We start from the raw sequence: 26982 nt of genomic DNA, 5'->3' as shown, positions 1-26982 counted from the left end.
ACGACTGGCGGCTTCCTTTTTAGGGGGCAACCGCCGGCCGCAAGCCCCTTGAGGCGGTAAACTTGACTCGCCCGGCCTAGGGTATTCGAAGGATCGAGGGGAATCGTGAGAATAGTCAAGTTGTCGGCTCATAACTTTCGCGGGATAAACGAACTGGAGTGGGCGCTGCAACAGCAGCCGCTATGTTGTTTGATTGGTCCTGGCGATTCGGGGAAGTCTACTGTTCTGGACGCCATCGAGGCAGCGCTGTCTTCGCGCTGGTATACCTTCAGTGAGGCCGACTTTCGGGATTGCGATACGTCCCGGCCAATCAAGATTGAAGTAACGATCGCCGAGCTGTCCAAACCACTGCTCTCGGATGAGAAGTTCGGCCTCTACATCCGTGGACTGGCCCCGAACGGTACCTTGAGGGATGAGCCGGAGGATGAAGATGAGCCTGTTCTGACAGTACGCCTGACTGTCGATGCCACTATGGAACCGGTTTGGGAAATCATCAATGATCGGACTCCGTACCCAAGGACCATGTCGAACCGGGATCGCGCCTTGTTTCGAGTGGTGCGCTTGACCGGCGACGATGCTAGGCACCTTACGTGGGGCCAAGGATCTATCCTGGCCAAGCTGACGGAGTCTAGCGACGAGGCAGCACAGCAACTGGCGGAAGCCTACAGGGTGGCCAAGGCCAGCACGGGACTCCATGAGATCCCAAGCTTGGTAAAGGTGGCCAAGGAGGCCCAGGCGAGAGCGGTCGAAGTCGGGGCGCTCGTGGAAGATGCGTACATGCCAGGACTGGAGTTGCTTAAAGGAGGGTTCTCTTCCGGCTCGATTGCCCTTCACGATGGTGCCGTGCCCCTTCGGCTAGCCGGAACCGGCACCCGCCGCCTGGCCACGTTGGCGATCCAGCGTGCCGCGATTGAGGAGGGTGCGATCATCTTGGTGGATGAGATCGAGCAGGGCCTTGAGCCCCACCGAATCCTAGGAGCCATGGTGCACCTACGACAGGCCCAACAGGCCGCGTCGATTGCCTCGAAGCCCACCGGCCAAATCGTGATGACCACTCACTCGGACGTAGCTCTAAGCGAGATCTCACCCGAGGCGCTCTACGTGTGCAGGCGCTTGAAAGGCGGGACGCTGGAGATTCTTCACCCAACCGATCAGTCCGCACTTAAGCGTGTGCTCAAGCGCTCTCCCCGCGCATTGTTTGCGCGTCGGCTGGTGGTCTGTGAGGGGGAGACCGAACTCGGCCTGCTCCTTGGCCTTCGAGAGCTGTTTCCGGCACGTCACGCCGGTGCCTCAATCGAGCAGCGAGGAGCCGCGATCTTGGACGGTGGTGGCGCAGCTGCACCACAGATCGCCACCGCCCTAGCGGATTTGGGCTACCCGACGATGCTTTACCGGGATTCAGACGTGCGTGTCCCTGCGAAGCAACAGCGCGAGATGGATGAAGCAGGGGTCCAAACCATCACCTACACGTCAGATATTGCCATTGAGGAGGCGCTCTTCTCAGCTGTACGCGACGACGGGCTCATCGATCTTCTCCTGCAGGAAGCCAAGTCGCACAAAGGAGAGGCGACGGTCGTGGATCAGATCAAAAAGTCCTTCCCCGAGGCTGGGCCGAGTGGTGTCAGCCAGTGGCCCTTCGCTGATTGGGAGCTGCTGTTGAACTTGGAACGACCCGTGATCATTCAGCGGCTGGCGCAGCTATCCAAAGACAACTCCTGGTTCAAAAACCGATATATCGCTCGGGGCCTCGCGGACTTGGTTGACCAATCAGTATTCGAGACCGACGAATCCGAACTTGCCGTCGCTTTAGCTGAGATCGAGGCGTGGCTCTATGCTTAGTCCGGAAAGCTTGCTGACGGTGTCACGGGGAAGTGTGGTGGCGCCCGCCGGGCACGGAAAGACCGAGTTGATTGCCAGACTGACCGGGTTAGGCGAACGTACGTTGGTCCTCACTCATACGCATGCTGGGGTTCATGCGCTCAGGGCACGGATGAGGCGCTTGCACATTGATCCGCGTGCTGCGGTTGTCGACACCATTGCAAGTTGGGCCTCCCGCTACACGGCTGCATTTCCTCGTCTCGGGCGACCACTGGGACGCATGCCGCGGGGCGGAGAGTGGGACGACATATACCTGGGTGCGGTGAATGTGCTCGGCCTCTCTCCCGTTCGTGATGTGATCGCTGCATCTTATGATCGTCTGCTTGTGGATGAATATCAGGATTGCGACTTGGTCCAGCACAGCTTGGTTGTGGCGCTGTCGGAACAGCTCCAAACCATCGTCTTTGGCGATCCGATGCAAGGGATATTCGGATTCAACAGCCCAATCGTTAATTGGGATATTGATGTGTTTCCTGCCTTTCCGCTTGTCGGCACCCTTGAGGAGCCCATGCGGTGGAGAGACACCAATCCAGAGCTGGGCGAGTGGATCTCGTCGGTGAGGAAAAAGCTCGAGCTGGGTGAGCCTGTGGACTTGGCCAGTGGGCCGCTGAGTTACCTGCCTTGCAAGGACGAGTAGGATCTCGCGCCCTTGTTTCATGAGCTGGAAGGCGCGCGTGGCACCGCTGCTGGGATTCACTGTAGGCGCGGGGCCTGCGACCAGCTGGCGAAGACGAGCAGGGCCGCCTACCAAGCAATCGAAGACATCGGTTGCAAGACGTTACAGGCGTTCGCTGAAGCGTGGGATAGATCTTCAGCAGGCGATCGTGAGAAGTTGCTTCGGGACTTAGTCTCCGACACAGTTACTTTCAAGCCTCTGAAAGATGGGGAGCATGATACGCCGCAAGACGTTGAAGCGCGGAACAACGTGATCGCCCTTTATGGAAAAGTGGGGATGACTGGGGAGCCTGGGTTCGCAGTCAAGGCTTTGGAGGGCACTCGGCTGCATAGTCGGGTGAGAACGTTTCGGTCGGAACTGCTGCGCGACACGGTCAAGGCGCTTGCCGCTTTGGCGGAGGGAACGCACGCAACGCTGGCTACCAGCGCATACGTGACACGGCAGCGGGTCAGTCACATGGGCCGGCAGCTTCCGAGGCGCACGGTGTCAACGCCGCTGTTGCTTAAGGGACTGGAGTTTGATCGCGTGTCAATACCAAACGCAATGCATTTTTCAAAGGAAAAGCCCGAGACACAGGCAAAGCTATTCTACGTTGCCCTCTCACGTGCACGTTCATCTCTGGTGATCTCATCTTCGAGCCAAATCGTCCAGTTTCCCATTCCGGTCTAATGCCTGGGGCTGCCGCGATCTTCTCGATGCAGAGTTTGCGTTATCAGTCCATCGGCCCTCTACATGTGTTCCGAGTCCCAGTTTGACCAGAACTGCGCTGCGAGGGCGCAGTTTTGGTCTTTAGTCAGAAAATGATCGGATCAGGTTGTTGCGGTTCTTGGGCCGCGTCGTAGCTTGAAGGAATAGAAGCCAGACGCGGCTTCACCCACCAAGAGAATCGACCATGACCAAGCAACTCCTACTGACCTCAGAACAGTTCCATCCCGCCTTTGCGGCCCTGCTGCGTTACGAGCGACGACAGGCCCGCATCGAGCACCCGTCGGGTAGCTTCGACAAGGCGAAACGTTGGTATCCAAGCGGACGGGACGAGGACGTGATCGATTTCGGTCGCTCCCCGTCGCGTTCATACCCAAACTCCTACAACTTGGCTTGTCGGAGTCTGGCACACTGCGAACGATACGAAGAAGCGGACCATCAGGTTGTGCTCCGTCTGAAGCGCGAACTCAAAAAGCTCGGCGTAGGGGCGAAAGATGCGAACGCAAAGGGACTTCTCCGCGCAGCGCTGTTGGACAGGGAGCTTCCCCAAGCCAACACGTCCAACTGCGATCGGGAGCGCTTCTAATGCCGCACTATCACGCCAACCATACTGCTTCAAAAGGTATGGAGCGATTGGTCAAAGAGGGGGCTACCTGTTCTCCACTGATCCAGCAGAAATGCGGCTCTATGACGTCTGTGGATGGTTGACATGGGAGCCAATGCAGCTGGAACTGCTGATTTAACTCTGCGGCGACGCCGCTATTTCGCTTACGAGCGTCGGTCCGGCGGCACCTGCTATTTCTCTCGAGACATGCACGAGCACATGCAGCGCTACCCGCACACCATGGGGCACTACCAACTGACCCGCTGCTTGGGCACGTCCGCCCTGATGACCCGCGAGCAAGCGGCTTCTCACGCTTGGCTCCCTAAGCCCGCCATGAGGACCCCATGACGGCCCATTACACCCTCGAACCTAAGCAGAAGGCGGTGCGGTTGGTGGACTCCATCCACGAAACCCGGATTGACCCGCCTAGCAAACACGCCTTTCGGGCCCTAGGAGCAGCACAAGGCTTGAGCATGCGTGCGGCACTGACTCAGCTGGTTGAGCAGCACGCCAGGATCCGGCAGCCCTTCCAAAGAGTGGGCCCACTGCCGTGGGGCATCAAGGCGACGAACGGGGACGGGCGTTACACGTCGATTCTGCCAGCGTTCCAGGTAGCCCCCGACGTGAGCATGGCTTTGCTGATCGACGCCAATCGCGCGGGCATTCGCCTGACAGAAGCGGTGCGGCAGCTGGTTTGGAGGTGCGTCCGAGCGAGCAGCTGAGCTGGGTCGAGGTGAGCAGCGACTGGGCGGCGATGGCCGCCTTTTTTGTGCCGGAGGTTTTCAACGTAAAAACAACATCAAAAGCGGCCCCAAGCAAAGGCGAATTGAGGAAAAAAGACGGGGTTGGCTCGGCCCCCGCCGATCCCCCGGCTTGCAAGATCGAATTGTGTGAAGTGCTGCAAATGTTCTGCAAAGAATGCTTCCCGTCCGTCAACTTTGATCTTTAGTCATAAAATGATCTGACAATTGTATTGTCAAATGATTGGTTTCTCATAACCTGGACTTAGAGAAGGCGATGGCGCCTTCAGCCAAAAAGGAATCCGTCATGTTCATCGCCACTTTCTACCTCGCCTCTTTGCTTGTCGGTGTAGTTGTCGGCTTGGTCATTGCCGACCGCATCGAATCCAGCCCACACTTCGCTTAAGGAGTCTCCATGTTGATTTATCCTTTCAATGAGCAAGGCCTTGCTGGAGTCGAACAGTTGAACGCCAAGCGAGACGCCGAAACTAACCAGCTGATGTACGACGTTCAATCACTCGCTCGAGAAAAAGGGCCGGAGGCTTGGGCGCTGTTCTTGGAGATGCAAAGCACTGGCGATGCTCAGTGGGAGGCGTTGACAGCCAAGGTCGACCAGGCATCGGACAAGGGCTCAGAGGAAGGGTTTCGAGATTTTCAGGGCTATTCCTTTGCCCGATACGTGCTCACCGTCTCTCAATGCAAGCAACAGCTCGCCGCGTTGAACGCTCTGCGTTGGGATGAGCCATGAGCACTCAGCCCAATCCCCTGCGCATGATTCCCGAGCTCAAGCCGCTGAGGGCGCGCGACTACTTGGCGTTACTCCACTTCCTTTGGTTGTGCGTTTCACGCCTTGGTGCCGCCCGGTGTGGCTGGGAAATGGTCACCGACAAACGGGCCAAGTCGGGGGACGTCACCTTTGGATGCCTCTTGCTCTGCGCCCCTTTGTTCGTCGCCTGCATTGGAGGCAGTTGCTTGCTGGGCATCGCTAGACACTACCAACTCATTAATTGAACCCCGACTGATGGTACGGAGGAAGCGTGCGGAAGATATTTAACAATTTACTTAACGTGGTCTTCTTCATCGTAGCCTTGGTTGCGCTGGACAAGGTCACCGACCGTCTGGATCGCATGGGCCAGACGACCCAGAGACTGGTCCAGCAAGTTGGCTACACGGGGCCAATGGCAGGCATCCCCTCGGGCGCGCCTGATGATATCGAGTGGTAATCATGGCAGATGCAAGTTCGCAGTCCCGGCAGGGGAGCAGGGCGGTCCTCATGTGGGCGCCGGCCGAGCACGTGGAGGAATGGGGTGCTCTGGCTCGCCACGTGGACGTGGACGTGGCCCTGCCGTCCGCACAGCTGACGGCGCCACGTCCCAAGGTCCGGTTCTAATGGACGACAATGCCTGCTGGTCGCAAGGCGAGCTCGTCGGCTTGGCGTTGAGGGCGCGGCGAGATACGCTCGCACGAGCCCAGCTTCTTCTGGCCTTCCAAACAGGCGCCGACTTCTATGCGCCCCTCTCCATCTGCGATCTCGATGACGACCCATTCTTGGCCGCAGGCGATTGCGTGGCCGCGATCGTGATCCGAGAGTTGACGGGCTTTGGAGAGGCGGAGGCCTGGCTCCATGGGTTTCTCAGGGCCCACGAGTTGCATCAGAACCTTCCGCCGACCGTAATCACCGCTGGCAAGAGCCGTTTCTGATCCCCGCGGCCCTATGGCCTCATGCGGTTGGCGGATGGGCTGGTGCTTAGTTCTGGGTCTCGTCCCCGTGTGTGTGCTTGAGCGTGCGTGGAAGCGCCGCCGGCGGCGTTCAAGCTAGTGCCTCATCAGGAGTGTTGTTGCGAGTCCCACAACATCTTCGCTTGGGTTCCAGGCGTCGATAGCGATCACTGAGCGATCAGACGCTTCAGTTCGTCGTAGGCCTGGGGAAACTCTAAAAATCCGTCCCTGTCCAAGAAGTGTCCGCCGCCATTGACCTTGACAATGCTGGAACTCAGTGCCGCGGCCAGTTCTTCCGAAGCAGAAGGAGGCACGATGACGTCGTCTTCCGAAAAGATGCTAGCCCGCTTCAGCACTCTCCGCTTTATTTCGTCCACGTCGACAGAAGAGTGCGTAAAAGCGCCCAACATCGGTAGGGTCTCCAGCGTCTTGGCAAAACCGGATACCAAGAGAGCACCGCCGATTACTGAACCCTCAGGCAAAGAGAGGACGTGACGAAGGATGGCGATGCATCCCAAGCTGTGTCCGACCAAGAACGTCTCACCCGACGCAACTGGAAATACCTCCTGCAGCTTACTGGCCCATGACCTAGGCTCAGGCGCATGAGGGTTTGGCATCTCAGGCACATCAACACTGACCCCGTCCTGGCGCAGCTTTTCGGCAAGCCAAGGGAACCAGTTGGCGTCTGGTGACGCTGTGTAGCCGTGGACTATCACCACGCGTTTTCCTTGCAGCGTCGCGAGCACAAGAACTCCTAAATCAGTGAAATATCAGAATCATAACTCTATCTCGAGCCTCGACGCACTGGCTGAGTTCCTGGTGCTTGTTACGCAATTAGCTAACGTAGGACCGGCTGGTGGACCGGTGCTTGGAGCAGAGCCAGTGAGCGGGGAGGACCAGGAATGGAAACGGCGGCCTATGTTCCGCCTTTCTTTTGTCTGCTCCCCGTCACCTCTCCCCCCGTATCCTCACCCCATGGATCCTCTCACGACCCCCGATGGCCGCTATCTCATCGTCCGCGGCCGGCTATGGCGAACCACCAACCCAGGCCTAAGCGACCAGGAAAAAGAGCGCTTGGTCCACGAGCTGATGGATGCCCGGCGCGCCGTCAAAGCGGCGAAGACATTTGCGGACACCGAAGCCTTGTCAACCGCTCGCCAGGCAGTGGACAACGCAAAGAAGGGGCTGGGCGAACGGGGCCCGGTTTGGTGGACCGATGGGCAGCCGGATTGGAACCGGCACTTGGTGAAGAACACGCCCTATGCTGGGTGGTTTGAAGCCTTCAGCATCGGTGCTGATGGCAGCTAGCGAGCGACTCTATAGGGCTGCTGGTAGTTGCGCTTGGGTTTGTTGTGGCATTGCGGGTAACTGGAGCAAGAGCGGAACGGACCATGAGGCCCAGTCCGGTCCACGAACACGCCAACCTTGCACACCGGGCAACGTTCCTCTTTAACCGCCATCCCTGTCATGTGAGTGACCTTGACGCTGCCCTCTTTGACCAGCTCGTCAAGGAACGGGGACTGCTTTCCGGGTTGGGTGAACATCGCCACCGAGCGCCTGGCACGGGTCATGGCCACGTAAAACAGCCGCCTCTCGTCGCTCAAAGGATAGGTGTCCCCGTCCGGCATAGCGAGCGATAGCACGGGATCATCAGCACGGAGGTTGGGGAATCCGCGGTTCAGCATCCCAGGCAGGATCACGTAGTCCGCTTCCGCGCCTTTGGAACGATGGGCAGTCAAGAACGACACGTCCATTGTCTGCCCGAACAAGGATTTCCATTCGGGAGGCACTGAAGCCTTATCGGCTTTATATCGGCCAAGAACGAAGACAGAGAGCTTGCCATTCCTTCCAGGAGCGACCTCGCCGGACAACACCTGCTGGTGGAGCGTGTGGAGGTAATGGCGAACACCGTCTTGAACCTGGTCGCGGCCAGGAACCTGATAAGCCTGCAGGACGGGGCCATGCGGTGGAGTGACCGACCGGACCTGCTTCTGTATCTGCGCTGGGTTCTTGGTGATGAAGCGACTGGAAACGTCGCAGAGCTCCTGCGGACAACGGAAGGTCTGCTCTAGCTTCAGGACCTGGCCATGGCCGAACGTTTCCCGGAACCCCGTCATCACCGAGACATCGGCGCCAGCAAATCGGTTGATGGACTGCCAGTCATCGCCCACCGCGAAGAAGTACTTGCCAGGCTTCCTTACCAAGGCACGGCAGAGACGGGCCCGAGCGCAAGAAGCATCCTGGAACTCGTCCGCCATGACCAGATCGTAGGGCGACTCGTAGTGCCCACGTTCTAGCAACCCCGCGGCCATGTTCAGCATGTCCTCGAAATCAATGCTCTTTTCTCCGGCTAGCGCTCGATCCCATGCCTCAAAAACAGGGCTGGCAATCTCCAGGAAGCGGCGGTGTCGCTCCTTAAAAGAGCCGTCGGGCATCCGCTTGAGCCGATCTTCGATGTCGTTGGTTGTTAGGCAGTTGCTCTTTGCATGCGCAATGAAGGTGCGCATCAACCCGATCAGGTCCCCATCAGGCATGGGTTTGGCTCCATGCTCCGGCAGTGGCCTGTCGGGGTTTGGGTCCAGTTCAATCCCAGCATCGGTCAGCTGCTCGCCTAGATAGTCCAGATCCCGGCCGCTGCGCAGCCCAAACGAGGTGGTTTCGATCAGCCTAGTCCCTCGACGGCCATGTTCTTGGCGCTTCCACTCAACACCTTCCAGATAGTTGCCAAAGTGCGCCGGCGCCTGACCTTGAGAATCCAGCGCGAAATGCTCGTGATAGAGCTGCGCGTCGGGGTAGTAGAAGTCTGGCCGGTATTGCCGATGCGTCTTGTCAGCGGTGTCGAACTCGTATGGGCGTTCGTAGTCGTAGGTGACGCCGTTGTAGAAGAGCCAGTCCGCAATGACGCACTCTTCCATGCTCTTGACGAGCTCGCCGTTGAGGGTTCGCTTGTAGGGTTTGCCTTCCCTGTCAAAGCCGTCGGCCAGCATGTCGGCTCCGAGGGGAGGCAGATCCCGTCCAAAGACCAAGCGGAACATGTCCCACTGGGTGCGGAAGTCGGTGGATCGGTCCTTGAGGGTATCGACTATCTCGGCCAGCTTGTGGAACCCCTGCGTGGCATCAATCGCCCAATCGGGAACGTCAGGCTTCCTCCCGGTGGCCTCCCCAATGATGGCAAGGCCCATGGCGTGAAATGTTCTTGCCTGGACCTCGACATCTGCCATGTTCAGGCGCTCAAAGGAGTGGCGGGCGCGCTCCTGCAGCTCCGTGGCCGCATCCTTGTTGAAGGCCAGCATCACGATGCGTTCGGGCTCAACGAACCCGCGATCAATAGCATAAGCCGCCTTGGCAACCATGGTCGAGGTCTTTCCCGATCCTGCCGACGCAACCACCAAAACCCGGTTGTCGAAGCAGATCACGGCGCGGGCCTGCTCCTCGGTTAGGGGTTTGCTCTCCACCTTGTCGAGGAAGTCTTTCGCCAGCTCCAGCTCACAGGAAGCCATGGACTCGTTCGCTGCTGCCCAGAGCATTGGCCAGTCTGATCCCCACTCACTTAGATCCTTGAGTGCCTCAAGATGGGCAAGCGTGCGCAGATCTTCATGCACATTCTCGTCCAAGAACAGCGGTTCCAGGTCGGAATCGGGGAGTGGGAGATTGGGGCGAGCATCAAGCACGGCCTGCTGTTGCTCGTGGGTGACCCACCGACGATCCGCCTTGCCGGTCGCAATGAGCAATCGTGCCTGCTTTAGCCAAGTGCGGATGCTATCAAGGACAGCATCAAACAGTGCCTTGCGCTCGCGCTTGCGGCGCTCAAACAGCAGGTGCTCAATGGCAGCGGTGAGGGCTTCTCCCTCTACATTCTTCAGGCCATCGGCCGTCAACCACGGGCCTTTCTCCAGCTCTACCTCGACACGGGACCAGAACGTTCCTGGGATGACATGCACCCGTTGAGCATCGTCAATGAAGGCCCGGTGACGCTGGCCGTTGAGACTGATTTCGACGTAGTCCCCATCCAGCCGAAGCCACCAGTGGGGTGATCGGGTCAGAACTCTGCCCCAGGTTGAGGGGCGCCAATCGCTGGTCATCCTTGAAGCTTCCTACTTGCCTAACTGCAACGCCTTGAAGGAGCCTGCAGCTGTATTGGGTCTACATCTTAAATCAGAGAGCTTGCTTCATTCCCCCGGCACTCGTTCTCCAGCAACGCCCACGCCAGCCGAGCTGCCTCACCTCATCCGCCCAAGCCCGGTAGGCGTTGAGCTCCATAGGCTCCTCCAGGCCACGCCTCACCCGCTCCAGGTAACGTGCCTTCCTCGCCATCGCTTCGCGATACAGCAGCTCGGCTTCCGCCTGCCTGTCTTCCCGTCTGGCAGCCCGCAGTTGGGCCAGCCGGCGAACCGAGTCAGGCTTCGTGGACAGCACACGGGGAGCATGAGGCAGCGCCAGACCGCCGGTCATCGGCACCCGCTTATGGTTGCTCACCGGGTCCTGCACTCGGTGGCGCCAGCACTCGCGCCAGTCCTCTCCATCAAGCGGGCCACCGCCTGGCACCCCCAAGGGCACGACGATCCCATGGGCCTCAATCAACGCCCACACCGCCCCTAGGAACCCATCTGGCGGAAGCCGTAGAAGGCTTACCTGGCCCTCGGCCAGCACCTCGGCCCCATCCCTCATTCGTAATGCCAGTAGGACCTCACCAATCGCCGTGGGATCCCCGGCGCGGGTGCTCCAGCCCACCAAGCAACAGCGCTCTCCATCCACCCCACCAGCCCACGCGTAGACCCGGAAGCGGGGCTTGTCGAAACGAGAGCCCAAGTGAGCCAGCAGCCGCTCACGCTTCGAGTGACGGCTCAACGGGGTGAAGTGGTTCTCTGCATACAGCAACGCAGCATGCCGCCGGGCCAGCAGCAAGGCAACCCGGTCAGGGGCCGCCGACGCTTTCCACACTGACCAGCTCACGACATCGCGCAGACCCTTTGCAGCAGCGCACGAACGGCAGGCAGGCACCCAGTTCTCCACCACGCCAGCCGGGCCGCCCAGTTGCGCGGGGACCAGCGACGTAGCAGTCCAGGACTTGGGAGAGGACAGGTCCAGAGGATCGGAGCAGAAGGCGCAGGCGTTGTCGAACTCCGCCAAGCCCGCTTTGCGTTGCCACCCATTGGCCTTGCCTTCGAGCGGGGCGTTGGCTCGGGCGATGGCATCAAGGAAGGGGGCGAGCTCAAGCATGGGAAGTCCCCCAGCCGTTCAACGCAGACCCACCAAGCGGATCGCAAAGCGGAGGCAGAGGGGCGTTGCAGGGGCTTGAAAAAGATTCGACTAAAACGATTCGCCGAGCCTGTCGAACCAACCCAGTCACCGCCGATCCCCAACCAAGAACCCGCTTCGCTGATCCCTTTTCAAGCCAGCACTCAACCCCCAACCGCAGATCGAATGCCGGGGCGCAATGAACGAGAGCCTGGGCAACCCGCTTGACTAAAACAGATTGGGTCAGCGCTTTCCAGGCACTCGCACCGAGCGCAGGAACCCAAGCACATGCCCAGCTGAACACCCGAGCAGAGTTGACTAAAACGGATTGAGGCAGGGCTTTCCGAACACCCGAGCAGCACTGCAGAACCCCAGCACCCGACCACCCGAACCCAAGGAATCGATCAGCGGAAACAGGGGGTGACAGTGGGGCGGGGACGTGGGGGCTATCGGGGGTGCTGTTACGGACGGAGGGGCGTCGCTGATTGTAGGTGACCAGGGTGACGGGGGCTGGGGCTGGATGGTTTGCAGGGGGGAAGCGGAACGGATTGGATGGAAGCGGTGGGGCGAAGGCGAGGGGCATAGGGGTCTCCGGGTTCGTTAAGGATTGGGGCTTTCCTAAACTTCTACCGGGGAAAAGCGGAAGGGCAAGAGTGGTGGAGCGAAAACTTGGGGGACGATTGCGAGGAACCGACTTGTCTCCCTAGTCACCTTTAAAGGTTCTCCGAAAGGTGAAGGGAGTGGGCTATACACAAGTCGCACCTCCGATGGGTTCCGGCTTGGCTAGAAACGCTGCGCGTTTCCACCCGTAAGCGCCTTGCTGTGCCTTGCTTTCAGACTTGGCTAACAATCTAGCCAAAAGATCGGATGAAAAAGTTCGGGGAACGCAGAGAAGCAAAGTGATATCGGTTAGCCCGCTTGCGCTTCTTAAATCCTCTGCTAATCCATTGGGTATGGATTTTCAATGCAGGGGGTTAAGTGGTTCGTCCGTCGCTTCTAACAAAGTCTTTCAACATCGCTCCCGATGAGCTGGAGAGCGCGCGGTATTGCGCGAAAGAGCAGGGTGTTTCGCTCAACAAATATTTGCGCCTCGCCGTTCTGGAAAAGAGCCGTGGCGTGATGCAAGGGCTGGAAGCGTCCGATGCGTTGAACGACATCCGGGCCTCGGTCCGCGAATCCGAAACACGGAATGCCCTGGCCCTGGAAAGCGCACTCGCCGACATGCGGGCAGAGCAGAGCGCCGCATTGCAGGCGAACGAGGACCTGGTGGTGAAGACCCTTCAGGCCTTCAGTCAGTTCCTGGCCCAGCAGGAGCCCGACGCCGCGGTTCCAGCCATGGCGGCGCCGAAGAACGCGCTGGCACGCGCCACGACCGAACCGACCCCTTCAGACAACAGCGCGGATTGGCGGCGTCATGCCAGCCGTTCGTAACCCCTTTCCCAACTGCCTCAAAGGAGGACTCTCAATGAAACGCTTCACTCTCGCTCTCATCATCGCCGCAATGCTGGCCCCCGGGCTCTCTTTCGCCCAGGACACCCCCCCACCCGAACCCCAGAAGACCAACAAGCTGCGCATTTTTAAAGCTGGTGGGTTGGGTTGTGCAGCCGGTGCGGGCCTCGCGCTGCTGACTGGCAAAAAGGACAAGGCCGCTATTGCTGCCTGCGCTGCTGGGGCTGTCGTCGGGGGCGTTGCGTCTTATGGCGCCCAGCTCAAGGAGTTCCGCGAACTGGAAGCAGAAGCCAAGGCTGCTGGCCTGGACGCCCAGCTCCACACCAAGACCGTCGACGCCAAGGACGGCCAGGCCGAAGCCCTTGACAAGCTGGTCATCCGTTACCCGGCCGCCGACATGCAGCCATTGAGCCAGAAGACCAGCACTACGCTCGACAAGCTTGCAGCGTTGCTCAAGGCGAGCAAGGAAAAGCTCACGGTTAGCTTTAGCGGTGCCAAGGCCAACGTGTGCCAGGTGCCGGTCGTTGAACTGGCAAAGCGTGGCGCGCTGGCGAACGCCACGGTCGATGACCAGTGCGGCTACGGCGAATACGCGATCACCATCAGCCCAATCCCAGACCTTCGCTGATGCCAACCGAGAGCTGGGGGGCAAAAGCCCGCTGGCTCAAATCTTTTTCAATCTCCTGGAGGACCCGATGACCAACACCCCACAAAGCCCCGAAGAACTGCGCCGTCTCCAGGAGCTGGCCGAGCTGTTTGATGACGACACCGGCCCGTCACCGGCATCCACGCCCACCGAACGCTCAACACCAGCAGGCGGTGGCGAGGTATTGAACGCTGCCAAGCACTGGGGCCGAGTCTTTGGACGCAAAACCAAGGAGCTCACGGAGAAAGCCGTCGAGAAGACCAAGGAAACCCAGGACGCCTTGGCACGTCGTGCAGAAGAGTCCAAGGCATGCAGGGAAGCCGCCGCAGCTGAGCAGGCGCGGCAACAGCAAGAACAAGCCGGGCGGGATGCATTGGCGGAGCAGAGCGCCCGCGCCCAGTCAGCGGAAGCGGTGACACCCACGGAGATTCTGGCCCCAGCATCGGCAGCACTGGAAGAGCTGAGCAGCGCCCAAGAGCTGCTGGCTCCGGTGGTCGCTGTCGAACCGGGAGCCGCAGAGCCGGACGGGACGGAAGTGCTCACCGCAGAGGAAGTGGCAGAGCCGACCGTTGACCTTCCCGGTGTTGCCGAGGCAATGGAGGACGTGGAGGCATTGCCCCAGTCCGCAACCGAGACCCGTGTCGCGGACGCGGCCACTGTTCAACCGGAGCACTCGCAACCGCACGCCGCATCGGTTGACTCGGCCCCAGCAACCGCCAGCCGCAAGACGGGTTGGCAGATCACCGCCGGGGCCGGTGTCGCCTGTCTGGTGCTGGGGGGAGGCATTGCATGGTGGGTCAGCCACGGCTCCAACAAAAGCGATTCCGCTCCCACTGCCGCTGCCGGCCCCGCTCCCGCGTTGGTTGCTCCGGTCACCGCTCCAGCGAAGCCGGCCCTAGCGGTTGAGCAAGCTCCCCCTGCAGCGACACCTGAACCCGTGCCTGCCCCGGTTGCAGTCGAAGCGCCGTCGGCGTTGCCGGATGAGCAGAGCCCCGCACCTGCTCCGGCTGATGCCCCCGAGGCGTTGGAGCCAGTCGCTGCTCTGCCGGTGGCGATGGAAACCAAGCCAGCTCCTCAAACAGACAAAAAGCCAGCCGTTGCGTTTTCGAAAGCGAAACCGGTCGCAAAGACCAAGGCACCACCCGTGGCTAAGAAACCAGTAGCGGAAAAACCCCGGGAGGAAACCCAGTGGCAAGAAAAGGCCGACAGCGACATGGACGCGTGGGCAAAGAAGGCGGGGATCAACTGATCCCCTTGCTCAAACCAAGACATTGGCTACAAAGAATAAGTAACTATTGAAAAGGGAGGGTTCTATGTTGGGTTGGTTTTTCTTGCCTTACAAAGGCACGGGGGTTTCATTCACGTCCCGCTTCATGCGCTGGCACGGGGAGAAGTTCTTAGAGCGTCCCGAAGAACTGGGACTAAAAAATGTTCCGACGGCTATCAAGGACAGCTACTACGACCTGATCGTGGATCGCCCGATTGAGCAGCACAAGGGAGAACTGGAGGCCTGGTCTCGCGGTCAGCAGCAGGCGGAAGCCATCCGGCAGATCAGCAAACGAGAGATTCCGAAGGCGACGTTTCTGGCCGTGCTGGCCGTGAGCTTGGGATGTGCCGTCATCGCAGCGCCGTTTGCAAACTGGAGCAGTTCCGCGGTCGGGAGCGCAGTGAGTGTGGCCAAGGGCCTCGATTTCAAGAAGGGCTTCGCCAACCTGGCTTCGATGATGAGCGGGAAGGGGGAGGGCGCGGATCAGGCAGCCACGGGTAATAGCCGCATCCAAGTAGCAGCTCCACAAGCGGCAACTGCTGCGGTTCGACGGGACTGCGAGGAAAAAGCCAGAACGGGGATCTACGCGAGCGCTGACATTGCCCCTTGCTCCAAGGTGTGGAACGAGATGGCTGCACAAGGGAGGAAATAATCATGAACATCAATCTTTACAGCCTGCTGGATCTGGCAACCCACCTCAAGCACCGAATCCTCCTCCGTTCCGCGCCGCAGGGCGTGGTGGGCGCCATGCGCCTGAAGGCGGCGGTCAGCTATAAGAACGTGCAGGGCCTGGTCAACGCACACAACCGCGTCTCCAGCCGTAAGCTGGTGGTCCCGGCTGGGCGCGAGGAGAACGCTAAGGATCTGGGCGCGGTCTACGACGAGACGACCGACACCTACGTGGTGCCCAAGGGCATGGACGAGAAAGACGAGAAGTTCGCCGTCTTCTGGCCGTCGGCACCGCTGGACCTGCAAAACCAAGAAGGCCGCGTCGAGCTGACCAGAGACGGACGGCTGATCGAAAGCCGGGTGGCGCCGTCGGACAAGCTTCAGGGCGGCGACAGCACTGCGCTGTTCCTCATGTATGCAGCGCTCCCGATACTGGGCTCGGCCATTGCCGCCCTGACGCTGGTTCCTTACGTGGGATGGCTCGCTTGGCTGCTCGTTGTGGCTGCGGTGCCCTATGCCTGGGCCATCTTCCGGAGCGAGGGTGCAGTCGAAGCCTTCCGTGCAGCGGCATTGACCTTCGTTTTGCCGCTCGCGGCCGCCAAGGGTTTGGTAGCTGCCGCTGGGGATGGTGGTCTAGCACTGGACATCGTGGTGGCGGGCTATTGTCTCTACCTGATGGGTGGGTTCGTTTACTGTCTCGCCGCCCCCGTCGAGGACGACCAAGAGGCATGGGGTGGACGCTGGTCACGGTTGAAGAGCTTCTTCGGCTGGAGCGCTGGTATCGCGGTAGCGCTGGTGACGACCATGATTCTGCCACCGGTCATCGCGGGCTTTGCTTGGTTCGCGCTGGCTGGGGCCTATGGTTTCGTCTACTACGCCCGCGACTACAAAGAACGCACCTTGGTTCTCCAATCTCAGAGCGCACGGTTCCAACTGGGCAAGCACGGCTTGCTGGAATCGTCCACTGCCGAGGCCTTGGAGGCTCAGGTGCGCAAGGCGCTGGCTGACAAGAGTCCTTTCATCCAGTTCGGCACGGCCCTTGGTCACCAGAAGAAGAAAGGGGCACGGTTCTGTTACGACACGAACTCGCCGGCCGGCATCACCATCGAAGACATGTTCATGCACACCATGATCTGGGCCGAGAGCGGCATGGGTAAGTCCGCTTACATCCGTTGGCTCATGGCTGAAATCTTGAAGTCGGGCTACCCGTGCGCCTTTGCCGTCTTCTGCGGCAAAGGAGCGCTGGCCGGTGAGGTGCGCGGCATGCTTGAAACAGTGATCGAGACGGGGGTGCACCTGGGCCTTATCGAAGGTCTGGACGCCCAGGGCGTCAAGGCCGCGCTCACGAACACCCGCATGGAAGACGACGACGGGGACATTTGGAAGAGCGTATCGGCCGACCTCATCGACCACGCCTGCGTGATCTTGGAAGCTTTGCACCAGCATGAGCTCTTCATTCGCGCGCTGGACGCCTCGGCGAAGTTCGGATTGGAGAACGAGATCCAAGGCCTTCTGCTGGTGAAAGACCGCGACGAGGCCAGTGGGATTGAAACGTCCGACCTTGACCAAGCCATCGCAGATCTGGAACAGCGGTTGGCTGTCCGAAAGGACGCCCTGGCACAGGAGCGCGAGTGGCAATGGACGATGCAGAGACTCAACAAAGTGCTTATCGCCATCAACGACATCCGGACCACCAACACCAGCGCGTTGCCAGGAGAGAGCCTGCTGGCGGCCGCGAATTTTCTGGGCGTTCACCCGTTGCATCTGGGCAATGACGAGCAATACGCAGCCGCCAAGGTCGATTGGGCACACCGCTTGGAAAGTGCGCGTGAGACCATCCACCCCGATCTGCTGATCAGCGGCTCGCTGCTCCAAATGTCGTTCGAGTTCGTGTTGAAGAGGTGGCCGACTTACCCGGCAGAGACCCGCGGCAGCTTCATGGCGAACGTGGACCGCCGGATTACGCCGCTGATGAGAGGCAAATATCTGGTGGACTCCGCCGGGGTCCCCTGGCACAGCATCGAGCGCGGCCAAGTCAACGTGAGTGACGTGTTGAAGGGCGTCTCCCTAGGCGTCAACGTGCCGGACACCCGGCATGGAACCGCCGGCATCCTGGTCCAGAACCTCATCGCACAGCGCCTTAACAACGGCATCAAACTGCGCAACGAAGTACCTGAGGAAGAGTGGAGGGCGCGCGGAGAGTTGCCGGTCATCCTCATTAAAGACGAGTGCCAGAACCTCATCGGCCGCGAAGACCAGATCATCTTGCCGATCTGTCGCCAAACGAAGATGGCCTGCTTCTACGCCACGCAAAACGTGGACGGAATCCGCGTGAAGTTGCCAGGGGACTCGGCCGATCAGTTCTTGGGCAGCTTTCAGAACTATGCATTGGGCAGAACGACGCCGACCAGCTACAAGTACGCGGAGAGCCGCTTCGGTGTTGAGGAAATGACCACGTACAAACAGAAGGCGGTTGGTTTGGACTATGCGGGCGGGATCGAGATGGCGATGGACAACGCTCTGTTTGACCCGGACCACCCCAATGCTGCGGGGATGAAACAGCTGCGCCGGGCAGGAGCAGGCCGCTTGATCGCAACCCACGTCGACCCGGTGACCAAGACTCGATGGGTCGGCCAGAAGCAGAAGGGTGTCAAGGCGACCAAGGACATTGAAGTGCCAGCTTCGGGCCACCGTGAGGCCCAACCGTTGTTTACCCAGGCAGAGTTCACGGGTCTTTTGAACCAACAAGGCCGCTTCATCCTGTGGTTCAACAGGGCGGGGGTGCGTCGGTCAGACATCTGCAAGACGCCATACCTTCCCTTGGACAGGGTTGACGAAGTCGTCAAAGCGATCAATGAAAAGAGAGAGGCAGCGTAGGTCGCTTCCTCACCAATCGTCCCAAGACAGGAGGTAAAGCATGAGCAGTATTGAGCAGCAACAAAAAGACCAACAGTTCCGCGAGAGGATGGCCGCCAGCAATGCGCCGGAGGCCAAACTGTGGACTGCTTTGGACCAACAGGCAGAGCGTCAGAAACAGGGGGTCGAGAAGCTCCAGCGATCGTTGGACAAGCGGTTGGACCCAAGTCCAGTCATCCAGCTGGAGGAGCAGCTTCAGGAACTCAATGAACAAAGGCATGAAATGGAAGTGTTGGGCCGTCCCAGCGCCTTTATGTTCAAGCAGCGAGCAGAGTACGACAGGAAGATGGGGGCGTTGGAGGCCGGCGTGAAGGAGACGCGTCGGGAAATCCGGGACTGGGCGCGCCGCTCGGAGCCAGGCGAAGTGATGAAGCACCAACAGCGCATGGAGCTTATGCAGGAGGAGCTTCATGAGACCGTGCGAGAGCGACAGCGCCTGGGGATGATGCCTTCGGAACAGGAGCAGAAGAAGCAGGAGCGCGAAGGCGAAGTGGAAACGCCCAGTTCTCGCATTCAGGCGTGGCGCAAAGAGCGCCAAAAGGACAAGGAGGTCCGGGTGGACTACCCCAGCTTCGGAGCCGGAAAGTGGGGCGGGGCGACCTTCGCTGCTACCGCGTTGGGGGAGCAGCAAAGATTCAAGCAGGATGAGGCCAACTTCGATTGGCAGAAGCAAGATCGAGAGCGTCAGAACATCTGGCGGCAGTGACCGATGCTGATCTCCGCACGAGGGCCCTTCGGGGCCCTGCTCTTTCTGGCTGGGTTCTATAGCATGTACTCCGATCTACCCAAGGGGGTGCGAAAGTGCTCAAAGGGTGGTGAATGCTCTGCAATTTGACAAAGTGCGAAGCGGGGCCATTCTGAAAACATGACTACGCGAAGACCAGTTTGTCGCTTCAAGCCACTCCGGCCCGACACCATCAATGCTCGGATAGAGCGCCGGTGCAGGCTGGCATTGGAGTCGTTCGCCAGGAAGGAAGGCCTCTCTCTTTCCGAGGCGGTCAATCGCTTGCTCGCAAGAGCTTTGGAACGCTCATGAAGAAATATCTGGCTAATATTTAAATATGTCGATTGGTCGGAATTTCTCGGGTTGTGAATGTAATGACTTGTGCTTATATGTAATGAGTAGACACAGCCGGGAGTATCAAGAATGTTTATTGTCGCTGACGCTTATGACTACGCCGTGGACAACGTGGCGAACCTGTTGTTCACCTTGGGTGGGTTTGCACTGGTGAGCTACGTGGGCGCTAACGTTGCCGGCTACTTGGCATGATGGCTTGGATTCGAGAAGACTTGGAGCAACTGGACATGCACAACGTGTCGTTCGTACTTCAAGTCGCTGCATTGATCATCCTGGGTGGCATGGCCAAGATCTGCGGCTGATTGCCAATCCTTCAAAATCGGGTATGCACATGGGGGATGGATAGCTCAGCACATCCCCATCGACACGGCGCCAGGAGAATTAAGCTCCAGGGGGCGCGTCCCGCCCTGAGGGGCGGCGGTGTGGCTGCATGGGCGGTCCGTGCCCCGGTCCAAACGCCACTCCAGCGGGGAGCGGCGTGTGCCTAAGGCCTATGACTGCTGGTCGTGGACCGTTCCCTCTCACATCCCACCTACACGGCCGGTCCGCTATTGGTCCCAAGCCTTGCTGAGCGGCGCCGTTGTAGCTGGCTTGAGCTACCCCGCAGCGCTTTGGGTTGGCTGGCAAATCCCATCCTCCCATTCCTTGATGAACTTCGTGCAGGCCCTCATAGGAAGCGTTGCAGCGCTGGCCAACCTCGCCACCGGCACCATCTCCCTTAGAGAGCCAGCTGCCGCGTTCTGGGAAGTCGTCCGCGAGCAAGCGACTGTCGAAACACTGGCCCGGGTTGGCGTCGCTGCTGGGTTGGCCGGGTGGGCGTCGGCGTGGGTCACCCGCCGGGGCCTCATCCCTCGCTCGAACACCTGGCACGTATCCGGTGCTCAGTTGCTCCAGGGCAAAGATGCGCTGACTGAAGCTCGCCGGCGTTCGCTCACCAAGAAAGAGTCGAAGTCTGAGCTGCACGCTGTCTCGATCCACCCCGAGTGGATGCGGTCGAAAAAGGACTGGGCCCAACACATGTTCATTTGGGGCGGAACGGGCCAAGGCAAATCCGTCATTCTTAAGCACATCCTCGCCCAGGTCATTGGTAAGAACAAAAAGGCGTTCATCTATGACATCAAGGGGGATTTCACGTCTATCTTCCGGCGCCCGGTGATCGTTTGCCCGTTTGATAAGCGGAGCTACGTCTGGGACGTGGGGCAAGATGTTGCAACGCAGACACAAGCCGCAGCATTTGCACAGTCGATCATCCAGCCCGAAACCGGAGCCGGCGCGTTCTGGGCTGCGGCCGCGCAGACGATACTGGAAGGGTGCATTCGTGAGCTTCAGGCCACTCGGCAACGCGACTGGGGTTGGCCGGAGCTAGCTGCTTTGCTCTCCAGGCCGGCCAGACCTATGTTCGAGGCCATGTCTATCTACTTCCCTAGAGCTGCGATGCTGATCGCGTCGGAGGAATCCAATACGACCAGCAGTGTCCTCGCCTGCGTGGCAAACGGCACCGCCGTGATTGATCGCTTGGCGATTGCATGGCCAAGGAGAGACCCCAAGCGGAGCTTCTCAATGGTGGCTTGGATCCAAGACGAATACAAAGGACGCAAACAGCTGATCGTGCAATCAGGGCCGGATCCATTGCTCGCGCGCGCGTATATCAGCGCGATGGTCAACACCGTTGTTCCTGAAATCCTGGCATTGAAAGACGATGAGCGAGGCCGTCACCTGGGCTTCTACTCTGATGAACTGACCACGGCCGGAAAGCTGAACATTGAGCCGTTGATCGCCGTGGGCAGAAGCAAGGGCGTCTCGCTGGTCGCCTGCGTGCAGGACTTGAGTCAGGTCCAGGAAGTCTACGGAGACAAGGCCGCCCAAGCGTTCGAGTCGATGATCGGCACCGTGGTCTGCTGCAAAACGGCAGGCGCAACCGCAATCGAGCTGGCCGGCAAGATGGGGAAGCGAACAGTTGCCTGGCGCACGCATGACAAGAACGCCACGCTCCACGAAGAATCGAGGGCGGTGGTTTCACCAGGCCGGCTCACGGACGATCTAGGCTTCCGCAAAGGGAAGGACTACGGCAAGGAACGCTGGGGCATCCGGGCCATCGTGCAGAGCTCCGGCGATTTGTTGTTGCTGTCCTGGCCGGGCGTCAGCTACCCGGAGGTCCGAGATGGCCAGAAACGCGCGAAGTGGACCAAGCAGGGAGCGCAACCGGTGCAGAAGAATCCCCTGCCCGAAGCCAACGCGCAGAGCGCCGCGGAGGTCCAGCGCGTCCTGAAACTGACCGCCGATCAAGCCAGCGCAGAGCTTCAGAAGCGGGGGCTAACGCCGCCGAAGCTCCGCGCCGTCAGTGACGATGAGCTGGAACTCATCTTCCGGAAGTAGATCAATCTCGCTCTTCCTCATCCTGGCCGTAGCTTGGTGACAAGAACTCGAAGCTCTCAAGCCGGTCGCAGTTGATGCAGTGATACATGTGAGAAGCCTCTTGGAAATGCATGCCGCAGAAAGATCCGCAAAACGGGCAGCACTCTTCGAACTCCAAGTCACCCCAGCTCCAGACGCCCATGTATTCGGGTATGCCATCTCGGTCATGACCGACGATGGCGAATGAGTCCTCCGTCCCCCCCACAAAGCCGTCAATGCCAAAGTGCGAGAGGATTGGGAGGACATCCGCTGGGTCAATGTGAAACCACTCGCCGCGGCCTCGCTGAACGTTGAAGTGTTCGTGGATCTCTCTCTCCACGCGGACGTCGTCGTCGGTGCGGATCCAGCCAAGCAGCAACAGCTTGCGATGGTTCCCGGTTTGTAGATTGCGACGGCGCCGTTCGATGTCTTTGGCTCGGCCAATCTTGACCATCTCGTCGGTGTCTTCAATGAAGAAATAGATCATCCAGGCCTCCGATTCCCATTGCTGATTTGAGCATTTTTGCTATGCATTGGGGAACACCCGCATAGGAGAGCCCCATGTTCAACGTCATCACATTGACCTCTCAAGGCACGGACGACAAGTCCGGCGCCGCCGTGGTCGAGTATCTGATGCTCACCGAGTATTACCTCGACAAAGATGGGAATGCGCAGGACACCATGGCTTGGGGCGGCAAGATGGCCGCACACCTCAACCTGCTGCCGACCGCGGTCACACGCGAGACAATGGGCAAGCTCGCCCAAGGGTTTGACCCGTTGACGGGGAGAGCGCTTTGCCAGAACGCAGGAAACAAAGGGAAAGTCCGGGCAAAGGTAGACAAGAACGGGGATCCCGTCCTGGATGCCCAAGGCAGGCCCGAGGTCGTGGTGGTTGGTGGTCACCGCGTGGGATACGACGTCACGGTGTCGGCGCCCAAGGACGTGGGGATCCTGTTTGCGATGGAGTCGCCCGAAAAGCGCGACGCCGTGCTCAATGCGCACCAGGCCGCTTCTGCAACGGCGATGAACCGGCTGGAATCGATGGTCGAGACCCGCCGCGGGAAAGGCGGCAAAGACGTGATCGGCGTCAGCGGCTTGGTGTGGTCCAGCCACCAGCACTTTTCCGGGCGAGACCTGGACATGGATCTCCACACCCACCACCTGGTCTACGGGGTGGCGTTGGGCGAGGACGGCAAGGAATCGACCTTCGATGCCGTCGAAATCTACCGGCATGCCCGGGCCATGGACGAAATCTACAAGCTGGAGCTCTACAAGAACCTTCAGGACTTGGGCTACCAGGTCGAGCACGTCCGGGAGCTGGACGACGACGGCAAAGAAACCAACCGATCCTACGCACGCCTGGCCGGTGCGAACCAAGACGTGATCGACGCGTTCAGCAAGCGCCGCATGGCGCTGCTCGATTACGCCAAGAAGCACGGGGTCAGCAATCAGCAGGCGAACAAGGCTACCCGCAAGCAGAAGGACGAGCCCACGTATGCCGAGCTGGTGGAGCACTGGCAGGAAGCGTTGAGAGGATTCGAACTGACTCCCGAGACGCTCAAAGCAGCGCAGGGCAACCTGGACGCAGTGGAGCACAAGAGCGACGCAGAGTTGCTGGAGCTGCTGCATCAGAACGAGGCGGTCTTTAACGACATCGACCTGGTGCGAGTGCTGGGGATGGAATTCGCCGGCAAGTTGGACGCGGCCGGGCTCGATTCCCGCATTGAACAGTTCAAGCAAGACAATGGCCTGGTGCTGGTCAACGCCGAGCGCCTGGCAGAGGAGGACAGGGGCCTCACGCTCGCCCGCAAGCACACCGAGGATCGGTTCTGCGCCCCGTGGATGCTGGAAGCCGAGCAAGCGGTGGTGGACATTGCCAACCGCCGAGCCAAGGAGACCCAGCACCACGCCAGCCCGGAGACTGTGAAGCGTGTCATCGCGGACTACGAACAGGCCAAGGGCCTCCAACTGTCGCAAGAGCAGCGGGTGGCCGTGGACCACATCTGCCTCAACAGTGGAGCGGTGGCCAATTTGAGCGGCTTGGCAGGCACAGGAAAAACCACAATTTCCGAGCTCTACAAAGAGGCCTTGGAATCCGAGGGCATGGTGCTCCTGGGGGTGTGTGTATCGAACAAGGCCGCCCAGAAGCTTGAAGCCGAGTCAGGGATGCCCAGTGTTTCCATGGCCCAGATGCTGCACGACCTGGCAGAGCGCAAACGCGAGCTCCAGCCCAACGACGTGATCGTGATCGATGAGGCCGGCATGGTGGACACCCGCGACACCCGAGTCTTGTTGGCCTATGCAGAGAAAGCGAAGGCCAAGGTCATCCTCCAGGGCGACGCAGAGCAGCTGCAGCCCATCGGGGCCGGGTCCGGCTTTCAGCTCACCAAGCAGGCGGTGGGCGACGTGAAGTTGACCGAGATTCGCCGGCAGGCGCGGCAGGAGGACCGCGAGACGGCGATGGGATTCTATGCTCGGGACGAGAGCGGCAAGGTGATAGACGTGAAGAAGGGCGCCCGCAGCCGGCAACAAACGCTGGATATGGGCGAGGAGCAAAAGCAGCGGCTGATAGACTCCATTGTGGAAGCGCACTCCCAAGAGAAGTCCATCGAGCGCTTGGTGAACGACTTCTTCAAGAACCCCGCCGTGCTGGACGACAAGCTGGTGCTGGCGCATAGCCGGGCCGAGGTGGGCGCGCTCAACGCCGGGATTCGCCAAGGGCTGAAGGAGCGCGGCGAGATCGGCACAGACGAGGTGGTGGTCGAGGGGCGCGTCAATGGCCGAAGGTTTGATCTGGCCCTGGTGGAAGGGGACCGGATCATGTTCACCGCCAAGAGCAAAGACCTGGGGGTGGTCAACGGCACCCAGGCCACCATCCAATCCATCAAGCCCTCGCGCTCAGGCGGCTATGACATCACCGGCACGTTGCGGTCAGAGAATCCCAAGGAAAACGGGCGAAAGGTGGTGTGGAACACCCACGAGCACAAAGCGCTGGTCCACGATTACGCGGTGACCGTTCATAAATCTCAGGGGCAGGGCAAGCGCGAGGTGTTCCATCTCATGAACTTGGGGATGATGGACAACGCGTCATCCCTGGTGGCCTTCACTCGGCTCACGAAAGGCAGCTACAAGCTTTACGGCACTTACCATGACGTGGAGCGGCTCAACGAGCGCCTGGGGCTGGAGCGGCTGAAGGCCACCGTGCTCGATGCCGGAATCAGAGAGCAGCCTGCGGCCAGCCCGCCAGCGCAGAGCGTTGGGACGCAGGCCGGGGTTCTTCAAAGCAAGCTCGATGCGCTGTTCCGCGAGCACAAAGAAGGGCAAGGAACCCGACGTGCAATGAGCGACAGCGAGCGCAAGGCCCGTCGGCCCTTGGAGGTTTTCGATCAGGGCCGTCAACGAGCGCCCATGCGGGCAGGATCTCTGGAAGGGTCCCAGATTCCGGCCCCACGGCTACAGCAGGGACTGGGGCGCTAACCTACGAGTGAGAGCATTATAGTTCGCGGAGGCCGCAGCACAGCCGAACGGCACGATTTCACTGACTCGAGCTATCCTCAGTGGTTGATGTCGGACAGTCGGGCACCCACCGCTTCAAAGGAAGGAGGAATGGAACCCATGCCATCCCAGTATGCTGATCCCGTCCGTCGCCGTGGTCCACATGTCGAAAAAATGCTTGACCGACATGCTGAGTCCCTAGAAGTCACGTGCTCGCTTGCAACCGCTGGTGAGCTCTTTGTCGCCAAACTTCAGATATCGGCCGACGATCCGCATCAGCTCATCCCTACCTGCCTTCTCATCAGGCAGGTGTCAGGGCTTCGTGCGCTGGCCCTCTTGGCAGTGAACGGGTTCTACACCGAAGCGCTGGGGCACCAACGAAGCTTAATGGAGGCGCTGGCCCGTCTGTCGGCTTTAATAGCTCGCCCTGAGTTGCTTCAGGACTATCTGATCCAAGACGTCTTGAATCGGAAGAAGATGTTGGGCGACATCCTCAACTTCCGCCAGGACTGGCCCCCTGAGATGGTCCGCGAGCCGTCGGATGAGGAGTTGCGGCAGGAAATAGTAGAGGCTACGAACCGTTTGACCGACTTCAAAGATCAGCAGGGACGGACGGCCCGTGACATCAAGACACTTGATTGGGCTCAGATAGGTGGCGTGGATCACCTGATGTATGGCAGGTTCGTCATGGCCTCTGAGGCGCTTCATTTTTCCCCGAAGTCTTTGGAAGGCCTGCTGGTGACAAATGGAGACGTTCTAGAGTTGATACGCATAGGTCCGGAGGAAAAGGATCTTGATCAGCTTCTGATGACGTCGTGCCGCTATGTTTTCGTGGGCATACAGCGGCTCGCAAACCATCTGGGTGTTGGCGTTCCGGCCGATGTGGAAGGGCTGTATCAGCGCTTCGCCGCGTTTGATGAGCGGATGGCCGACGAGGCGCTCCGAGAAGAGTGACGTCAGCAGGTTGATCTTGGTGGTGCCCGAACTGCGAGCGCCGAAATGGCAGTGGCCCTGTAGGCGCGGCATACCTAGCTCAGGACGATGCGTGACGCCGACAGCGCCAATGCGAGCAAGACGGGGTAGAGAAATAGCCATTTGAATCCACTCCAGAGCAGGCCGCCGCTCGTGCCTGCCATCCCTCCTGGTGCAGGTGTGTTGGCGGGCCACGTGAGCCCATGCGCCAGGTTTTTCATGTGCCATGTCGTCCGCCGACGGGGATCACGGATGAGGATGCCCGGCGGCTTGGAGTAGATCCGCCAGCCTTTCTGAAAGGCCTTGTAGCGCCAAGCGTATTCATGCAGTTCAGCGTCGGCCTGCGTGCCCGTCATGACGCCCAGTGGGACAAAGGTGAAGGGCTTGCCTTGCCAGCCCCCGCGGCTGCTCCGATGCTGCTTCTCGCGCTGGGCGCGGTCAACAGTCTGCCCCACATAGCAACAGCCATTGTTGAAGAACAAGGCATACAAACGCCTGGGTCGAGGAAGGTACTTTTGATTGCGTTTCCAGTTCAC

General features: G+C 59.8%; 24 protein-coding genes. 19 read left to right on the top strand and 5 right to left on the bottom strand.

Features of this window, described 5'->3' with window-relative positions:
• The first annotated feature begins 120 nt into the window (after positions 1-120).
• The 8 genes from ACTT2I_RS10525 (at position 121) to ACTT2I_RS10490 (ending at position 6304) form a co-directional block, all read left to right on the top strand.
• Positions 121-1839, top strand: coding sequence for an ATP-dependent nuclease (locus tag ACTT2I_RS10525; RefSeq protein WP_443096662.1), 1719 nt, complete (start codon positions 121-123; stop codon positions 1837-1839).
• The gene (locus ACTT2I_RS10520) at positions 1832-2515 is read left to right on the top strand and encodes a UvrD-helicase domain-containing protein (RefSeq protein WP_443096661.1); all 684 of its coding nucleotides are present in this window, start codon (positions 1832-1834) and stop codon (positions 2513-2515) included. Before ACTT2I_RS10525 ends, ACTT2I_RS10520 begins: the two co-directional genes overlap by 8 nt.
• 12 nt (positions 2516-2527) lie before the next feature.
• Positions 2528-3223: a 3'-5' exonuclease gene (locus ACTT2I_RS10515; protein ID WP_443096660.1), complete on the top strand. Its 696-nt coding sequence runs from the start codon at positions 2528-2530 to the stop codon at positions 3221-3223.
• Positions 3224-3446: 223 nt separating this feature from the next.
• The gene (locus ACTT2I_RS10510) at positions 3447-3845 is read left to right on the top strand and encodes a hypothetical protein (protein ID WP_443096659.1); all 399 of its coding nucleotides are present in this window, start codon (positions 3447-3449) and stop codon (positions 3843-3845) included.
• A gap of 718 nt (positions 3846-4563) precedes the next feature.
• On the top strand, positions 4564-4812 hold the full coding sequence (locus ACTT2I_RS10505) for a hypothetical protein (RefSeq protein ID WP_443096658.1): 249 nt from the start codon (positions 4564-4566) through the stop codon (positions 4810-4812).
• A gap of 206 nt (positions 4813-5018) precedes the next feature.
• On the top strand, positions 5019-5351 hold the full coding sequence (locus ACTT2I_RS10500) for a hypothetical protein (protein WP_443096657.1): 333 nt from the start codon (positions 5019-5021) through the stop codon (positions 5349-5351).
• A 289-nt stretch (positions 5352-5640) separates the two neighbouring features.
• Positions 5641-5826, top strand: a complete 186-nt coding sequence (locus ACTT2I_RS10495; protein WP_443096656.1) for a hypothetical protein — start codon at positions 5641-5643, stop codon at positions 5824-5826.
• Between the two features lie 166 nt (positions 5827-5992).
• On the top strand, positions 5993-6304 hold the full coding sequence (locus tag ACTT2I_RS10490; protein ID WP_443096655.1) for a hypothetical protein: 312 nt from the start codon (positions 5993-5995) through the stop codon (positions 6302-6304).
• Between the two features lie 185 nt (positions 6305-6489).
• On the opposite strand, the gene ACTT2I_RS10485 is transcribed toward ACTT2I_RS10490, so the two are convergent.
• Positions 6490-7068, bottom strand: coding sequence for an RBBP9/YdeN family alpha/beta hydrolase (locus ACTT2I_RS10485; RefSeq protein WP_443096654.1), 579 nt, complete (start codon positions 7066-7068; stop codon positions 6490-6492).
• Between the two features lie 229 nt (positions 7069-7297).
• Between ACTT2I_RS10485 and ACTT2I_RS10480 the strand changes: the two genes are divergently transcribed.
• The gene (locus ACTT2I_RS10480) at positions 7298-7630 is read left to right on the top strand and encodes a hypothetical protein (protein WP_443096653.1); all 333 of its coding nucleotides are present in this window, start codon (positions 7298-7300) and stop codon (positions 7628-7630) included.
• Here the strand turns inward: ACTT2I_RS10480 and ACTT2I_RS10475 are convergent.
• Positions 7627-10404, bottom strand: a complete 2778-nt coding sequence (locus ACTT2I_RS10475) for a UvrD-helicase domain-containing protein (protein WP_443096652.1) — start codon at positions 10402-10404, stop codon at positions 7627-7629. The two genes, ACTT2I_RS10480 and ACTT2I_RS10475, sit on opposite strands and share 4 nt — an antisense overlap.
• 73 nt (positions 10405-10477) lie before the next feature.
• On the bottom strand, positions 10478-11542 hold the full coding sequence (locus ACTT2I_RS10470) for a hypothetical protein (protein ID WP_443096651.1): 1065 nt from the start codon (positions 11540-11542) through the stop codon (positions 10478-10480).
• Between the two features lie 996 nt (positions 11543-12538).
• On the opposite strand from ACTT2I_RS10470, the gene ACTT2I_RS10465 reads away from it, so the two are divergent.
• The 8 genes from ACTT2I_RS10465 (at position 12539) to ACTT2I_RS10430 (ending at position 21961) form a co-directional block, all read left to right on the top strand.
• The gene (locus tag ACTT2I_RS10465) at positions 12539-12991 is read left to right on the top strand and encodes a hypothetical protein (protein ID WP_443096650.1); all 453 of its coding nucleotides are present in this window, start codon (positions 12539-12541) and stop codon (positions 12989-12991) included.
• Between the two features lie 34 nt (positions 12992-13025).
• Positions 13026-13637: a hypothetical protein gene (locus ACTT2I_RS10460; protein WP_443096649.1), complete on the top strand. Its 612-nt coding sequence runs from the start codon at positions 13026-13028 to the stop codon at positions 13635-13637.
• Between the two features lie 67 nt (positions 13638-13704).
• Positions 13705-14904 carry a hypothetical protein gene (locus ACTT2I_RS10455; protein WP_443096648.1) on the top strand — a complete coding sequence of 400 codons (1200 nt, stop codon included), beginning with the start codon at positions 13705-13707 and terminating at the stop codon, positions 14902-14904.
• 64 nt (positions 14905-14968) lie between these two features.
• Positions 14969-15574 carry a hypothetical protein gene (locus ACTT2I_RS10450; protein ID WP_443096647.1) on the top strand — a complete coding sequence of 202 codons (606 nt, stop codon included), beginning with the start codon at positions 14969-14971 and terminating at the stop codon, positions 15572-15574.
• 2 nt (positions 15575-15576) lie between these two features.
• Positions 15577-18468, top strand: coding sequence for a hypothetical protein (locus ACTT2I_RS10445; RefSeq protein WP_443096646.1), 2892 nt, complete (start codon positions 15577-15579; stop codon positions 18466-18468).
• A 40-nt stretch (positions 18469-18508) separates the two neighbouring features.
• On the top strand, positions 18509-19213 hold the full coding sequence (locus tag ACTT2I_RS10440) for a hypothetical protein (protein ID WP_443096645.1): 705 nt from the start codon (positions 18509-18511) through the stop codon (positions 19211-19213).
• Positions 19214-19654: 441 nt separating this feature from the next.
• On the top strand, positions 19655-19777 hold the full coding sequence (locus tag ACTT2I_RS10435; protein WP_443096644.1) for a hypothetical protein: 123 nt from the start codon (positions 19655-19657) through the stop codon (positions 19775-19777).
• A gap of 456 nt (positions 19778-20233) precedes the next feature.
• Positions 20234-21961: a type IV secretion system DNA-binding domain-containing protein gene (locus tag ACTT2I_RS10430; RefSeq protein ID WP_443096643.1), complete on the top strand. Its 1728-nt coding sequence runs from the start codon at positions 20234-20236 to the stop codon at positions 21959-21961.
• A gap of 1 nt (position 21962) precedes the next feature.
• On the opposite strand, the gene ACTT2I_RS10425 is transcribed toward ACTT2I_RS10430, so the two are convergent.
• Positions 21963-22466 (bottom strand): GIY-YIG nuclease family protein, encoded by a 504-nt coding sequence (locus ACTT2I_RS10425; protein WP_443096642.1) that lies wholly within the window; start codon positions 22464-22466, stop codon positions 21963-21965.
• A gap of 74 nt (positions 22467-22540) precedes the next feature.
• Between ACTT2I_RS10425 and mobF the strand changes: the two genes are divergently transcribed.
• Together mobF and ACTT2I_RS10415 are read left to right on the top strand one after the other, a co-directional pair.
• On the top strand, positions 22541-25456 hold the full coding sequence (gene mobF, locus ACTT2I_RS10420) for a MobF family relaxase (RefSeq protein WP_443096641.1): 2916 nt from the start codon (positions 22541-22543) through the stop codon (positions 25454-25456).
• Between the two features lie 129 nt (positions 25457-25585).
• Positions 25586-26428 (top strand): DUF5677 domain-containing protein, encoded by an 843-nt coding sequence (locus ACTT2I_RS10415; RefSeq protein ID WP_443096640.1) that lies wholly within the window; start codon positions 25586-25588, stop codon positions 26426-26428.
• Between the two features lie 74 nt (positions 26429-26502).
• On the opposite strand, the gene ACTT2I_RS10410 is transcribed toward ACTT2I_RS10415, so the two are convergent.
• Positions 26503-26982 (bottom strand): GIY-YIG nuclease family protein, encoded by a 480-nt coding sequence (locus ACTT2I_RS10410; protein ID WP_443096639.1) that lies wholly within the window; start codon positions 26980-26982, stop codon positions 26503-26505.

The sequence above is a fragment of the Stenotrophomonas sp. PUT21 genome (assembly GCF_052232875.1).
Classification (GTDB): domain Bacteria; phylum Pseudomonadota; class Gammaproteobacteria; order Xanthomonadales; family Xanthomonadaceae; genus Stenotrophomonas; species Stenotrophomonas maltophilia_N.
Note: the sequence above shows the minus strand (reverse complement) of the source record. Positions and strands in the feature narration are given on the sequence as shown.